A 15428-nucleotide genomic window follows, 5' to 3' on the forward strand; every position below is an offset into this window, starting at 1 on the left:
TGCAATTATAGATACTCGCGCTGATTGACCCGGCGCCGCCACTCCTCTTTGATCTCCACTGGCGAACCTTGGGAGACCAGAAAATCCAACAACAGCCGCGAGAAGGTGTTTGACTGTTCCAAGAAGGGGAAGTGGTTGGCTTTCGGCAAGGTGATCAACTGGGTTGGCCGGTCGCTCAGTTCGTTGAGGAATTGGGCATGTTCGTCATTCACGATCACATCCTTGCCACCATAGACTGCCAAGAGTGGTACATCCAGGGTGGCCAGCGTTGAACGTAGATCGGTATCAAATAACGACTCTTGCACACTCCCCAAGACCGTCTCACTCAGGCTTTCGGTATCTTCGTAGAGTTCCTTCTGCACATCACTATCGGCGATGGGAATGGAGCGAATGATCTTCGTCCAAACATTGGTGGGATTGCTGCGCCCAAGTAACTTGGAGAAGGTACCCGGCTTGACGTGGTTACTCAACACTTGGCCATAGAGCGGTGTACATACACTCATCACCTTGGTGAAGCGTTCTGGGTTCTCACGTGCGGCCCGAATCGCCACCATCCCGCCCATCCCGTGGCCAACGAGATAAGCATGGGGGATCCCCATCTGGCCTATAAAGCGATTGAGCATATCCACATAGCTAGAGATCGTGAACTGTGTCCCGCGCCGGTCACTCTCCCCATAGCCCCAGAAGTCGAGCGCATACGCACGATACCGCTCAGAGGCCAGATCCATCGTGGGCACCCAATAGCGCCACGAACCGAGCCAACTGTGAAGGAAGATTATTGGCTGGCCGCGTCCGAAGACCTCGTAGTGAACCAGTCGGTTGTCGAGATGAATGGCACTCACGCGGCGTCCTCTTCCTGGTTCACGTCCGTCTGCTCGAGCGGAAGGATGAAACTAAAGGTGCTACCTTTACCGATCTCACTGGTGACCCACATTTCGCCACCGTGCTGCTCGATCAACGCCTTGGCAATCGAGAGGCCCAACCCGGTACCACCTGCCACATCACGCAAGGGGTTGTCGGCGCGGTAGAAGGGCCGGAAGAGCTTTTTACGCTGCTCAGGCGACATCCCCACACCCGTGTCTTCGACATCAACCTGGAACATGTTAGCCCGATTGAGGTAAGCACGGACATGAATGCGACCGCCCTCGAAGGTGTATTTTACCGCGTTTGAGAAGAGGTTGAACACCACTTGGGTGATCCGTTTCTGATCGGCCATCACGGTCGGCAGATCATGGGGCGCATCCACCTCAACCGTCATATCTTTGCGCTGATACTCCAGCCGCAACGAACTGACCACCTCGTCAATCACATCAGGGATCGCAAGCCGGGCAAAGTTGAGCTTCTTCGAGGCATCGGGGCGCGAGAATTCCAGAATATCTTCGATCAGTGCCTTCAGCCGATTGGTATTGTTCTTGATGATCCCTAGGTAGCTCACCTGATCACTGGTCAGTGTCTGGGTACCACTCAGCAACAAGACATCCACATAGCCCTTGATTGCGGTGAGCGGGGTACGTAGCTCGTGGCTCACGTCGGAGATGAACTGCCGCTTGGCCTCGTCGGCCTCAATCTCGCGGGTGATGTCGCGCAAGACCATCACATTGCCGTAGCCCTGGCCATCCGGCCCGATCACCGGCGCAATATTGAGCGCAATCACCTGATTAGGGTTGGTCAGATCGAGTGATGAACTGTAGATCTTCTCGGTCTGCTGCACCTGATTCAAGCCATTCACGAGGCCAGTATAGAGGGTCTGCGCCCGCTTACGTTGATCTTCATCCTCGCCATGGTCGTGGAGCCGACTGAGCGGTTGATGCAACAAGCGCTCCGCCGGGATCTCCAACACCTGCTCAGCCGCCGGGTTGAAGAGTGTCACCTGACCCTGCGGGTCGAGCACGATCACACCTTCGGTCACCGAACGGAAGACTGCCGCACTCTTCGAACTCTCTTCGCGTTGCTCTTCGAGCAGGATCGAGTTGCGCGTAGCGAGTTCAGTAATGAAGTTGTAGAGTTGGGCATTGCTGACTGCCGAAGCAACCACGCTGGCAATCGTCCCCAACAGATTCATCTGCGAGTCGGTGAAGTAGTGCTCCATCGGGCTAGAAAGCACCAGCACGCCTAGTGCCGCGTCGTTGGTCTTAATCGGTACCGCCGCTACCGAACGTACATCATCGGCGCGCCCCGCCTCCTGTACCCACCGCGCATCTTGCCGCACATCCCCGATATTGACCGGTTCCTGGGTGCGCATGACCCACCCAGATAGCCCCTCGCTGCCCTGGAAGGTGAGCGGAATGTTGGCCCCGCGCACATCACCCCGGTTGTAGAGTACCGCCCGACATAACAACGAGCCATTCTCGGTGTCACGCAACATGATCGAACCACGGGCAACCCCCAGGTTCTCCGAGATCAACTCTAATGCACGCTGGATGATACTATCCAGATCGAGTTGGGTGGTCAACTCCAGTGTAATTGCGTGGACGGCTTCGAGGCGATCCTTCTCTTCACTCAACTGATCGGTTGCCCGCGCCAGATCCGCAGTGCGCTCCAATACCCGCCGCTCCAGATCTGCCGCCAGTTTGGAGATCTGATCGAAGAGTCGCGCATTTTGAATCGCCTGGCTCGCTTGGCTGGCAAGGGCAAAGGTACCTTCAACTGCCTCGTCATCGTAACTATCAGGCGCATCGGCACCGATGGTGAGCAACCCCACCAATTCATTATCCACCAACAGCGGCGCACCAATCCAGGAACGCGCATGCCAACCCAACTCATGCATCATCGCAAAGCGCGGATCATTGAGGGTGTCAGCGCACATCAATGGTTTGCGCTCAATGGCCATATTTTGGAAGAGCGCAATCGCATCCATCGCAAAGGTCGCTTCACGCAGAGGTACCGCACCAATCCCACGTGTTTCAGTAATCTGGAACCGGTCGGTCGTACCAACCCGCAACAGCACCGCCGCACTATCATAGTTTACCACACGCTTGAGTTGGTCAAAGATCAAGGTCTGGATTTCGGGCAGCGCCAGAGTACTGGTAAAGGACTGCGCCACATCACGCAGCGTATCGGCCAGCCGCCGCCGTTGCTGCTCCAACTGGTAGAGTTGGGCGCTCTTCAGTGCCTGCCCAGCTTGGTTGGCCAAGATCGAGATGAGCGCAATCTGGCGCTTGTTCCACTCCTGCGACATGCGCGAGGCCACCCAGAGTACGCCCAGACGCTCATCATGCGAGGTAATCACCACCCCAAGAGCACTGCGTACTCCATGCTGGCGGATCTGGTCACTCGTGATCTCCCGATCCAGGTTGGGGAAATCGCGGATAGCTAAGGGCTGATCGCGCTTGAGCAATTGGCCCGTTAGCCCATCCAGACGAAAGCCCAGATCATTGGCATTGATGATCTCACCGCGATCCAACACCAACGGCTTCGTCATCTCTCCCGCCTCGATCAACAAGACCGCACACATCTCAACCCCCAGCATCCGCACCGCCGAATCGGCGATCAGGTGCTGGGTCTCGTCCAGATCGAGTGTACCAGAGAGATTCTGCGTCACCTCGAAGAGTGTCGTCATCTCCTGCGCATTCTGGCGCGTCTCGGTAAAGAGCGTCGCGTTGTTAAGTGCTACCGCCGCTTGGTTAGTGACGGTGGTCAGGAAGCGCAGATCATGCTGGTTAAAGGCATATTGCTCATAGCTCTGGATGTTGATCACACCCAAAACTTGATTGCCAAAGATAATCGGGCAGACCAGATAGGATTGTTCGATCTGATCATCGGCCCCAATATGACCATCTTCAACCACCAAGCCCATGGTGCGCACTTCATCAATCGTGTGCAGCAAGAGCGATTGACGATTGCGCACCACCCAGGCATTGGTACCATTCGCCAATGGAGAGGGATCGAGCATCTGACGCACACCGCGATCATAGACCACCGGGTAGCTCAAGAGATCATTGGCTGGGTCGTAGATAGCAATGATCGAGGTACTCACATCAAGAATCTCGCCAACACCCCGGTGCAGGCGTTCGAGCAGATCCTGTGGTTCGGTGGTCGAATTGACTGCCGCGCTAATCGCGTTGATCGTCGAGAGTTCCTTGATCTGACGTTCGCGCTCTTGGAAGAGGCGCGCATTCTCCAGCGCGGTGGCGGCTTGGTCGGACAGCCCCGCCATGAGCATCATCTCATCATCACTGAAGAAGCGCACATAGTTGGTCATCACACTAAGCACACCAATCGTGCGCTCACGATAGATCACTGGCACGCCCATATACGAGACGAGGTTGTTGTCACGCTCATAGCGCGGGTAGATCGAACCACCATGCTTGCTCACGTCGTCAATGATCAACGGGAGGCCGGTTTGGGCAACCCGCCCGGTATGCCCCTGGCCCACTGGCACGCGCATGCGCCCGGCCCGCTCACTGGGGATACCATCGAGCGCGGCGGGAACCAGCATATTGCCTTCGGTGATCGTCCAGAGTGCCACGGTGGTGACATTGAGTTGGCGCGAGACCAACTCCATCAGTTTGTTCAACACCTCTTCGGGCTTGAGCAACGAGGAGAGAATCCGCGCTGCATCCAGCAGGGTACTTAGTTCGCTGACCTTTTCACCCAGCGCCTCGGCACTATTACGCGCTGCGGCAAAGGCTTGGCTACGCGAGATCGCCGCCGTGACCTGGTTGGCAATCGTCTGGCAGAGTTCAATCGCCTGCGGGCGGAAGTCGCCGAGATGGCCAATTGTCTCGAGGGTCACAACACCAATCACGTCGTGATCCACCACGAGCGGAACGAGTGCTAACGAGCGGATGTCGAGCGCAATAAACGCCTGATGTGAACGCTCCAAGTCTGGTTCATGGCGCGCATCTTCAGTCACCAGCGGCATCTTATGTTCATCGAGCCAATCCACCGCAGGATTATTGATCAGTGGCAGCACCAGCGCGGTATGTTCCTTCTCTGGAACGAGCGTCGCCACACTGCGCGCATACCCGGTACGGCGGTTGTAGAGCAACAAACGGGCCTGATTTGCCCCGGTAGCCTCAGACATCGCCGTGACAATTGTCTGGTAGATCTGGTGGACATCGGTCTCAGTGGCTGCCATCAGCGAGACCCGATTGAGCAGATCGAGCTGCTGCACCTGCTCATGCGCCTGCGCCAGCAGGCGCGCATTCTGCACCCCTAGTGCCACCTGATTGGCCACTGTGGTGAGGAAGGAACGTTCACGCTCGCCATACACATTGGGGGTATAGCTCATTACCGCCATCACCCCAACCACACGTCCATCACCAACCAAGAGTGGCACCCCCAGCCAAGCCGCCGAAAGGCGCTCACTCCCAAAGGGCATCGGGGTCAACCCATGATCGTTCGCCTCCACGCGCAGATCTTGGAACTGGAGGGGCTGGCGCGTCAGAATAATCTGCTCGGTCAGGCTCCCCGGACTCGGTTTGCGTGATATGTGATCAACAACCTGCTTGCCATCATCCACCTCAAAAGAGAGCAAGATCTCCTGTACTTCATCCTGATAGACCAAGATGGAGAAGGAATCCATGGTGAGTGAACTGGCAAGTTGGGTATAGACACGATGCAACATCAACGGCAGATCGAGGGTCGAACTGGTAATCCGCCCAATCTGGTTGATCACATCCAACTCTGCAATCCGTCGTTCACGCTCGGCAAAGAGGCGCGCATTCTCCAAGGCAATCGCCAACTGGCTTGAGAGCGCATTGAGGAACTGTTGATCGCGCTCCGAGAAGGCGTTGGGCTTAAAGTCCTGCACACTGAGCAGCCCAATGACGTGGCCCTGGCTGATCAAGGGCAAGCCCAGCCACGAGCGCACCAACTCGCCCTGTTCGGCACGTAAGATCCGCTTACCAGCCATTTCGGTATCGGAATGCAGATCATGGATCAGCAGCGACTTCGCAGTATCAATGACAATCTCACTCAGCCCGCTCTTAGCGAAGGTTGCCTGTTCATATTCGGGCAATACCTCGCCCTGGCGCAAAAACTGTTTGAAGCATAGCTGCTCGCGTTCCGCATCATAACGCGCAATGTAATAGAAACTGGGCGTGCCCAGGTAGCTCACAATCTCCTGGTAGACCCGATCAAGCAGAGTCTCCAGATCAGTCGTGCTGGTAGCCGCACTACCCACCTGGAAGAGCGCCGCCATCAACTCGGCCCGTGCGCGCGCATCACGCAGCAGGTAGTAGTTCTCAATCGCAATCGCGGATTGATCGGCAAAGACCTCTAGCGCCTCAACGGTGCGAGCCGTAGGCCGCTGACGATCCTGCGGGTCACTCGCAAACATCAGGCCGAGCAGGTTACCTTCAGCGGAATAGAGCGGGACACACAAACGATCATTGCACTGCCACTCGTCGGGCAGACGATCATCATCAAACGGGGTATAGTTGAAGACCGTGGTACGAACATCGGCCTCCAGCGCCAACGCCTCTTCCGCTGGAATAAAGTAGCAATGGCCCAGTTGGAAGCGTGAATCGAGGTAGCGGATGGCCAACGCCTCCGGCAATGGCTCCTCACCCAGATGATCCAACTCATTCAGCGGAATACCCGCCGCCGCCACCGGGCGTAACACCTGCGGATTGTCGGGATCAGCCAGACAGAAGAGAATGGTGCGGAAGTTGGCCGACTCGACGACGCTATAGCCAACCTGTTCCAACAGGCTTTCGAGCGAATCATCAGTACGCAACGACTGACCAATCTCCAACACATCATTCAGCATTGAAGCACGGCGCTGGAAGATGCGCGAGAGGTGTTCGAGTTCGGCGTAGCGTTGCGCATTGCCAATACCTACCGCCGCCTGGTGGGTCAGGGCGCGCAGGAACTCGACCGAGTCGTGATCAAAACCACGTGGGCGTGGCGAGAGTAGCAGCAACACCCCCGCCACCCCCGCCTCATAGAAGATCGGGGCGGCCAAAGCCGAAGCCGCATCGGGCAGATAGACCGCAATCCGTTCACTTGGCCCGATCTGATCACTCAACTCCGGCTCACCCTGTTGGATGGCGGTATGCGCCGTCGCCGCGACACTATCCAACACCGAGCCGATGATCGCGTCTTGGGTCGCCTCATCATAGCCCACCGTTTCAACAATCAAGCATGTGTGGCTACCGTCAAGGACGAGATTGTGCATACTGCGGTGGTAGATCGCGGAGGCCAACGCACCACCCAAGGCACGTAGCGCCAACTGCCCATCGCTGCCATCATCCTCATTGGCCTTCAATGCGATCAAGCCATGGGTTGCTCCGGTTGCTTTGATCGCCTGCTCCAGCACATAGGACAGGATCTCCTTCTGGTTGAGGGTGATCGCCAACTGGCTCGATACCCGTTGCAAGGCCCGCAGTTGCTCCAAACGGATACGCAGGCTCGTATCGGCCTGCTCGTAGCGAGTTGCATTCACCAGCGCCTGCGCCGACTGCCCAGCCACAATGCTCATCAGGTGTTCATTCTCAGATGAGAAAGCACCCGGTTGACGCGCAAAGAGTTCCAGAATCCCGGCCAATGTATCGCCGGTGCGTAGTGGTACCCCCAGATAGGAGTGGGCGAGGGTGCCATCCTCTAAGGGGATGTGGACATACTGCTGCCCAGCCGGTGCCTGGCGCGCATTGGCCTCCAGATCGGCAATCACCCGTGAGCGTTGATGGCGGGCCAGCCACGTGCTTAAACCATCTGGCGTGCTCCTGGCTGGTTCGCGCAAGCCCGTCGTCGCCACGACCGTCAACTCATGTGTTGGTGCATCCCACAGGCTCACCCGCACGGCCTGACAATCAATCAGCGAATGCACCCCTTCGAGGATCGCTTCGAGGGTCTCATCAAGCGAGAGTCCTGCACTCAGACGTTGGCCAATCCGTTGGAGTTGCTCTAGCTCCGCCGCCCGCTGCTGCTCAACCAAGTAGAGCCGCCGGTTGGCAATCGCCGTCGCCACCTGGGCCGCCAAGACCTGCGCCAAGTTACGATCCGCCTGCGAAACCGGACGCCGCTCACGCACATAGCCGATGGTCAAGAGGCCGATCAGTTGGTCTTTGGCGCGCAAGGGTAACAAGAACGCAGTACCCAACTTCTCGGCAGCGAACATCGTTGCCAGTGGCGTACTAGGTTCTAAACTGGCAACCGTATCAACCAGCATGATATCGTTGCGACCCAACTCGGCCAACATGGTCACAGCATGCACCGTCGGCATGTGCTCTTCACGGCCATGTTCGGCATAACAGCCAACGATGGCGAGGGTATCGGGGTGCTGGGGATCGATCAACCGCACTGCGCAATAGTCGGCACTCAACGCCAGCGCAATATTCTCACTCGCCCGATCAAGCATACTCTCGATCTGGGTACCAGTCGTGATCTCTTTACTATTCTCGTACAGAACAAACAACTCACGGGCGCGTTGCTGATGTTGGCTAAAGAGGCGTGCATTGCGCAACAATAACGTCACCTGCTCGGCAAAGAAGGTGACGAGGCGCATCTGGATCGGAGTACGATCAGCCTCACCCAGACCAACCATCAACACCCCCACCAACGTCTCGTGGGTCCACAAAGGAAAGACCCAAACCGAGAGCGCTGCTGGATGGCCAAGCTGCATCTGGCGTGGTGCGCGTTCTGCCACAAAGTGCGCCACATCATCAATCAACAACGGATAGGATGCCTGATCCGGCACCGAAGCATAGAGCAACAGATGCGCCGCATCCTGACTGTAGATCGCCGCACTCGTCACATGCAACAGCGGCAAGGCCGCCATCAAGACCGCATCAAACAAAGCGCGGCTATCCAGCGTGCCCACCTGCTCCAAATACTCGGCCACCATTGCTCGCAACTGGTTCGTAATTTGTACTTCGGCCTGCTGGCGCTGATTCTGCAAAAGCAAGGCCAACTGCGCGGTCAACACGCGCAAGAAGTTAGCATCGAGCGTAGCCTGCCCCACCAGCCATAAGCGCCCGATCTCCTCACCATGCGCACTCAGGCTTAGCGGCAGTGTATCCGCTGCAACCGGATGGCCCCATGCACCAGCAGCAAGAACATGCCCCTGTTCGACAATTTCCACCCGCCCACCAGGTACCTGGAAGTAACGAGCCAGCAGTCCTGCCAGATCACCCACGCAAGTGTGCGGATCAGGATTGGGAGTCCTCTGCTGCCCCCAGGCGGCCAACTGAGCAAGCAGTTCCCAGCCATAGGTCGGAGTTGAGGCGATCAAAGAGTCCATGGTATCTGGAATGCTCCTCACAGAGTCCGCAGGGGCGGCACGGGCGGTTGGTCAGCGGAGCATTGGTCAGATAGAACAACGATTGACCAAGCTCTTTCACAATAAACGCGGGCGATACTGGTTTCCGCTGCCATATTAAGATACCAAAGGGGAGTGTAGCGCATATTGGCGACCACAACTCCCCTCTGACCGCCGGTCATTCTTTGGTGACGCTAATGCGCCCGCCCGAAGGTTACCCAACTCTTCTTACCCAACTCACGTGCCTGCTGAACAGTACGCTGACGGGTCTCTTCGGCCATTTCGCTCAGTTCGCGAATATCGTAGAAGGGGCCATCTTGGCTGGTGAGCACACCGATTGAGAGCGACATAAGTGGAACCTGGCGCATCTCACCCTGATCGTCCGGCACCTCAATATAGCCCTGTTTCCGGTGCTTGTAGTTGTAATGCAGGCCGATCTCTTCATCGAAGCGGGCGATCAGCCGTTCACAGATCGCCTTGAGGCGATCTGGTGCCGAAGTGGCCACAAAGGTTGGCCCCACCACCATATGCCCCACAAAGTCTTCGGTACTACCGAGATCGTTCACCACTTCGTTCATCAGCAGGGCGCTAAATTTCAAGACATCCTCACCCACCACCGAGCCATAGGACTGGGTAAACGTCTCGAAGCCATTGATATGCACCAGGGCCATCGCCCAACCCTGGGTTGAGAGCAACTGGCGCAACTGATCATTGATCAGATCGGCCGTCGGCAGATTCGTCACCGGATGGAGTTGATTCTTACGGCGGGCATCATCAAGCTGATTCTTGACAATCGTATGCACCTCTTCGATATCGAAGGGCTTGACGATATAGTACTGGGCTTGCACCTCACCCAAGCCAATCAGCCGGTCACGCCGTTCACCACGTGCAGTGAGGAAGATGATCGGGATGTGGCGCGTGCGCGGGCTGGCCCGGAGTGCCTTACCAATATCATAACCCTCCATATCGGGCAGGTTTACATCAAGCAGCGCTAGGTTGGGCGGCGTCTTACTACAGATCTCCAGCGCCACCTGGCCACGCATCGCCGTAAAAACCTCATAGCCCTGAGAGGTAAAGTAGATCTTGAGCAGACTTGAAATGTCTGGTTGGTCTTCAACGACCAGGATGCGCTCTTTACTCACCGCCTATCCTCCTCGCCTTGCAGAGACGCCGACGGCTACTGGCAGACTCATCACCGAATGATTGACCGAACTACCCACCTCAGCATCGGCGGGCAAACTGAGCAGTTGGTCATCCGAACGTTCACGATAGTGCTCACCAGCAACCCCGTTGCCAGTATACAAGGCACGTGTATCGGGCGGTTCCACTTGGTCGCGATCATCCGCTGGATCAATATAGACATTCGGCCAATGATAGACGATGCGGCGAGGTTCACCTCGCACATCAACATCATCAACATTATGACCGGGAACCGTCTTGCGGATCAGGTTCTTCTCATTGTCAAAGATTATAACAGCATTTGACTCGATCATGCGCCCCGGATAGACCACAAAGCCGCTCCCGATCTTGCAATTGTGCCCCACCGCCGAGCCGAGCACCGGCAGGTTGATCTCAACCACCCGCCCCTGATGGGCAACTTTGATCGGCTCACCTTGTAAGTTGAAGTCGGTGAAGACGTTATTCGCGCCAATAAACGTATTACGGCCCACAACGCAGAGTTGCAAGGTGCTATTCTGGGCCACCATACTATTTTCCATCAGCGCGGTCATAAAGAGCCCGGCATTAAAGGGCATGAAACAGCGATCACTGACCACACTGAGCATGATCTGCGAGCCTTGCATTACATTGACATTGTTGCCGATAATGCTGTTGGCAATCACTACCCCCGGCCCAATATAGACATCATCGCCAATGATCGTTGGCCCGTGGATGATCGCAGTTGGATCGATTGAACAGCGCTTCCCGACTGTCACAAGGCTGCGCGAGGACAAAAAGTGGTTGCGCCAAGGTTCTTCGAGTGGGTTCAACTTCTCCCACAAGGCATTGAGCGAGAAGGCGATCTTACTGGGGAAGAGTTGCCAGTCTTCTTGGGTCCAATTGCGAATATTGATCAGTCGGGCCTTCTCCATGCGCGAATCTTGCTGCGCCGCCAAAGAGAAGACCCCCATGAGCACATTTGCCATCAAGACATGCAGCCAACTCTCAATCGACAAGAAGGCCCGCAACGGGATCTGGTAGGTCAGATCGCCCTGGTTGGTGGCCATATAGCTCGGAATGTGGTAGTAGCCCATCTCGCGGCTGATCGTCTCTACAATCAGCGGCACCGGCGCCACACGCTGCCCTGCCGGGTAGTAGAAGATATCGGCCAGATGCACCGCACCCTGAGCTTCGCGCCCATTGGCGTGATAGGTGGCATGATCGTGGCGAACGATGTTGGTACAGAGTTGCAGTGCGTGCTTCTCAATACTCGCATCACCCTTGATCCCACGCGCCTCGTCAGTAGCCCAAAAGGCAATCTGGCAGGGCCGCCCCAAGGTTTTAGCCCGTGCTATAAAGGTCTCGATCAACTCAGCATTGAAAAAGAGATTATCACGGTAAATGATCAGTTCTTCATCGCTCTGGTCAATCAGATTATATAACTCCTCGAACGAGTCAACCTCACTCGTGTGCGCATAATGGGCCTTTAGCAGATCACGCTGCATCAACCAGAGGGGTTTGTTCAAAATGCGCAGATCACGAGCGGGCTCAGCGAAGGGTTCAATCCGAGATGTGTCGCGAATGATGATACGCCGCATGAGCGACCCCTTTCTGCGAGCCAGTGTAGGAGACACCTAAGTAATGACGTTTCCCGTTTGATCACGCTACTACTATAGACGGTAGATAGGCGTAATCTCAAGGTTGTAAGATTACAGTCGGATTACACGGGAAACAGGGGGTTATGAGGTGTCTACGTTTAGGCATTGTACACCGTGCCCTATTCTGAGTCAACGTAGGTGCGCAGCCGCCCAGGGCATGGGCAACGTCACCTCCGGTGGAGGGTTGGGGGCGGCTGCGCCGCCTCCGAAAATCATTTTTGGTGCGCAGCCCCAAGGGCTTTGCCCATGCCCTACGCAACCGCCGTTTGCGTCTCGACCCCGTTGGATAACGTGCTATACTAGCAGCACCCGACCTTCAAGGACACATACACCATGAGCAACATCTCCCCCACCAATGTGGGGCCGTTTGATGCTGATCCCCTCCTTGTCTGGCGTCAACAAATCGTTGCGCTACTCTTACGCCTTTTTTTTGTATTGATCATCCCGATGATGCTGATCAATATGATGGTCAGTATTTGGATCGGATACTGGATCTTTGGACTTTGCCAAGTCAGTATGACCCTGATCGTGTTTACGGTCGTTCTTGCGCGTCGAACAAACTATCGGCTGCGCGGAATGGTTTTGGTTGGCTATTTTCTCCTCTTAACGCTGATTGGTCTCTACTTTTTTGGCCTGTTCGGAATGGTTCCCGGCCTCCTCGTTGTCACCGCCGTGTTAACGGTGCTGTTACTCGGCCAACGTGCAGCATATGTCGTTATTGGCATCGGATTGGTCGGTTTCTTGGTCATCCCAGCGAGCATTAGGCTTGGAATACGCCCCTACCCGTTCGACCCGATCCGCCATGTGGTGCTCACATGGCCGCTGATTTTCAACAACCTCGTCCTTATTGGTGGTACTTCAATCCTGATGGTGATCATCGTCGGTTCACTCTTACGCGCCTACCAGACAAGCCTCGAAACCACCCGCAGTGCCCTACACCAACTCGAACAGACCAACGTCCAACTTCAGGCCAGCCTCAGTACAAACAACGAACTCAACCAGCTTAATGCCGCGATGCGCAGCCGCCAAGCGGCGGAGGAGGCGCTCTCCGAACAGCTTCGCTATGCCGAAGCGCTGGCGCGTTGTTCACGCATCCTCTTGGTGCAAGGTGCCGATGCCCTGGCGTGGCAACCAGTAGTTCAACAGGCCGTTACGACGCTGTACAGTGCGCTCAATTGTAGCCACTTGGCCCTACATATCTTTCCGCGCCCTGATGCGGCGGTTGAACAGGTGGGGATTGTGATCGAGGGCCACGCGCCCGCTACGGTTCCCGTTCGTCAGTTTCGGATACACCGTGAACATCTGCCTCCCATTCTGTTAGCCACGATTGAGCAAGGCGTGATTGTGGTCGGCCCGATTGATCAACTCTTTGCCCCTGGCACCCGTGCACATACCCTACTCAGTTCCAATGGAATCCGATCAATGCTGGGCCTGGGCCTCCAGATCGATCCCCACTGGCAGGGTGCCCTCGCCGCAGGCGATGGTCAAGCGGATCGGATATGGAACGATGCGATATTGCGGATGCTGCGCACCGGTCTTGAGATGATCAAAGCCTTCATCCAGCAGTGGGAGATGGCGAATACCTTGCGCACCCGCAATGATGCCGCCGAGGCTGCGACGCGGGCAAAATCGGCCTTCTTGGCCAATATGAGCCACGAGATCCGTACCCCACTCAATGCGGTGCTCGGTATGTCTGCGATGCTGCAAGAGAGTGATCTTAACCACGAACAGCGCATTTTTGTGGATACGATCCGCACCGGGGGCGAGGCGCTTCTGGCGGTGATTAGCGATATTCTTGACTTTTCACGCATCGAGTCGGGCCAGCTTGAATTGGAATTGGCCGTCTTCGATCTGCATCATCATTTAAAGACCACCATTGATCTTGTTGCCCACACCATCCAAACCAAGAACCTCGCTATCAATTGCTACATCGCCCCGGATGTTCCCCAGACGGTGCAGGGTGATGCGGCCCGCTTACGCCAGATTCTGCTTAATCTGCTTGGTAATGCGGTGAAGTTCACCAGCCAAGGTGAGGTCGCCCTAGAGGTCACGCGGCTCGATCAACCCAGCCCGGAGTGTTCGCAGATCAGCTTCCAGGTGCGCGATACGGGTATCGGGATGACTGAGGAGCAACTCGAACGGATCTTTGCGCCGTTTGTGCAGGCCGATAGCAGTACCGCCCGCCGTTATGGTGGCACTGGCCTGGGTTTAGCCATTAGCCAGCAACTGGCGCACCTCATGGGTGGAACGATTGGGGCGACGAGCAGATTCGGTCATGGTTCGATCTTCAGTGTGAACCTGCCCTTCGCCCATGCCAATCCCGTCGATCTTCCCCGCCCCAACAAACCCCTGTGCGCCGCCGAGCATCCACTCGATATTCTCGTCGCCGAGGACAATCTGGTCAATCAAGAAGTCGTGCGGCGCATGGTGACGCGGCTTGGCCACCACGTCACCATCGTGGATGATGGTCAAGCTGCGGTTGATGCGCTACACGAACATGCCTATGATGTGGTGTTGATGGATATTCAGATGCCACGGCTGGATGGTGCCCAAGCCATCCTGGCGATCCGCGCCTACGGTGACAGCATTGTACAACCCCGGATCATTGCACTTACCGCCAATGCGTTAGATAGTGAACGGGAGCGGCTACTGAACATGGGTGCTGATGGCTATCTCAGTAAGCCGGTACAGCCGAATGACCTGCAACAGGCTCTCGCATGCCAGAATCCCGCTGCTGATGACCCAATGCCTCCAACCGCTGAACCCACACTGATTGACTGGAACCACCTTGAATTGCTTGCCCAATCTCTCGACTTAGATGGTGCCGCCACCGATTTTAATCTGGCCCAACTCTTTGAAGAGGCACTTCTGCCCCAACTTGATGCGCTTGATGCAGCCATCGTGCATACCGATTGGGACGCGGCCCGCCGGATTGCCCACCGCCTCCGTGGTGGTAGCCTCCAGCTTGGTGCGCATGCCCTCGCTACCCTGTGTAACCAACTCGAACAGACCTCTAGCCTCCAAGATGCCCACGATCTCGCCGAGCAATTGCGGCCCTGCTACCAGGCTACGGCGGTAATGTTATATCAACGGTTCCCTCGGTGACGGCCCACCTCCGGTGGGGTTCCAAGGGCGAATGTATTCGGTGGGGGGGGCTGCGCCCCAAGGGCGAAGGTGGGGGGCTGCGCCCCAAGGGCGAAGCATCGCCTGCGGATGTATTCGATGGGTGGGGGCTGCGCCCCAAGGGCGAAGCATCGCCTGCGGATGTATTCGGTGGGGGGGGGCTATGGTGGGCGATGCTTCGCCCCTACGGGATGGGGGCTGCGCCCCAACCACCGGAGGTGACATTCCCTTGCCACAACCCTTTAAGGGTGATATACTCAACAGTGTTGAATATCTACATCCGT

General features: G+C 56.5%; 5 protein-coding genes. 1 reads left to right on the top strand and 4 read right to left on the bottom strand.

Features of this window, described 5'->3' with window-relative positions; all coding sequences use genetic code 11:
* Positions 1–5: 5 nt before the first annotated feature.
* The 4 genes from EKD03_RS05830 to EKD03_RS05845 all read right to left on the bottom strand — a co-directional run bounded on the left by EKD03_RS05830 (position 6) and on the right by EKD03_RS05845 (position 11961).
* Entirely contained in the window at positions 6–842 is an 837-nt protein-coding gene (locus EKD03_RS05830; protein ID WP_129628530.1) for an alpha/beta fold hydrolase, read from the bottom strand.
* Positions 839–9187 (bottom strand): GAF domain-containing protein, encoded by an 8349-nt coding sequence (locus tag EKD03_RS05835; protein ID WP_129628532.1) that lies wholly within the window; start codon positions 9185–9187, stop codon positions 839–841. The genes EKD03_RS05830 and EKD03_RS05835 overlap by 4 nt, the downstream gene beginning before the upstream one ends.
* A gap of 212 nt (positions 9188–9399) precedes the next feature.
* Positions 9400–10347: a response regulator gene (locus tag EKD03_RS05840; protein ID WP_129628534.1), complete on the bottom strand. Its 948-nt coding sequence runs from the start codon at positions 10345–10347 to the stop codon at positions 9400–9402.
* 3 nt (positions 10348–10350) lie between these two features.
* Positions 10351–11961: an LbetaH domain-containing protein gene (locus EKD03_RS05845; RefSeq protein ID WP_129628536.1), complete on the bottom strand. Its 1611-nt coding sequence runs from the start codon at positions 11959–11961 to the stop codon at positions 10351–10353.
* Between the two features lie 393 nt (positions 11962–12354).
* On the opposite strand from EKD03_RS05845, the gene EKD03_RS05850 reads away from it, so the two are divergent.
* Positions 12355–15126, top strand: coding sequence for an ATP-binding protein (locus EKD03_RS05850; protein WP_129628538.1), 2772 nt, complete (start codon positions 12355–12357; stop codon positions 15124–15126).
* The last annotated feature ends 302 nt before the right edge of the window (positions 15127–15428 follow it).

Source organism: Candidatus Oscillochloris fontis (assembly GCF_004138135.1).
Lineage (GTDB): Bacteria > Chloroflexota > Chloroflexia > Chloroflexales > Chloroflexaceae > Oscillochloris > Oscillochloris fontis.

Bases quoted from the DNA above. Each gene is read 5' to 3' on its own strand.
- EKD03_RS05850 (WP_129628538.1), top strand. From the start codon at position 12,355: ATGAGCAACATCTCCCCCACCAATGTGGGGCCGTTTGATGCTGATCCC.
- EKD03_RS05845 (WP_129628536.1), bottom strand. From the start codon at position 11,961: ATGCGGCGTATCATCATTCGCGACACATCTCGGATTGAACCCTTCGCT.
- EKD03_RS05835 (WP_129628532.1), bottom strand. From the start codon at position 9,187: ATGGACTCTTTGATCGCCTCAACTCCGACCTATGGCTGGGAACTGCTT.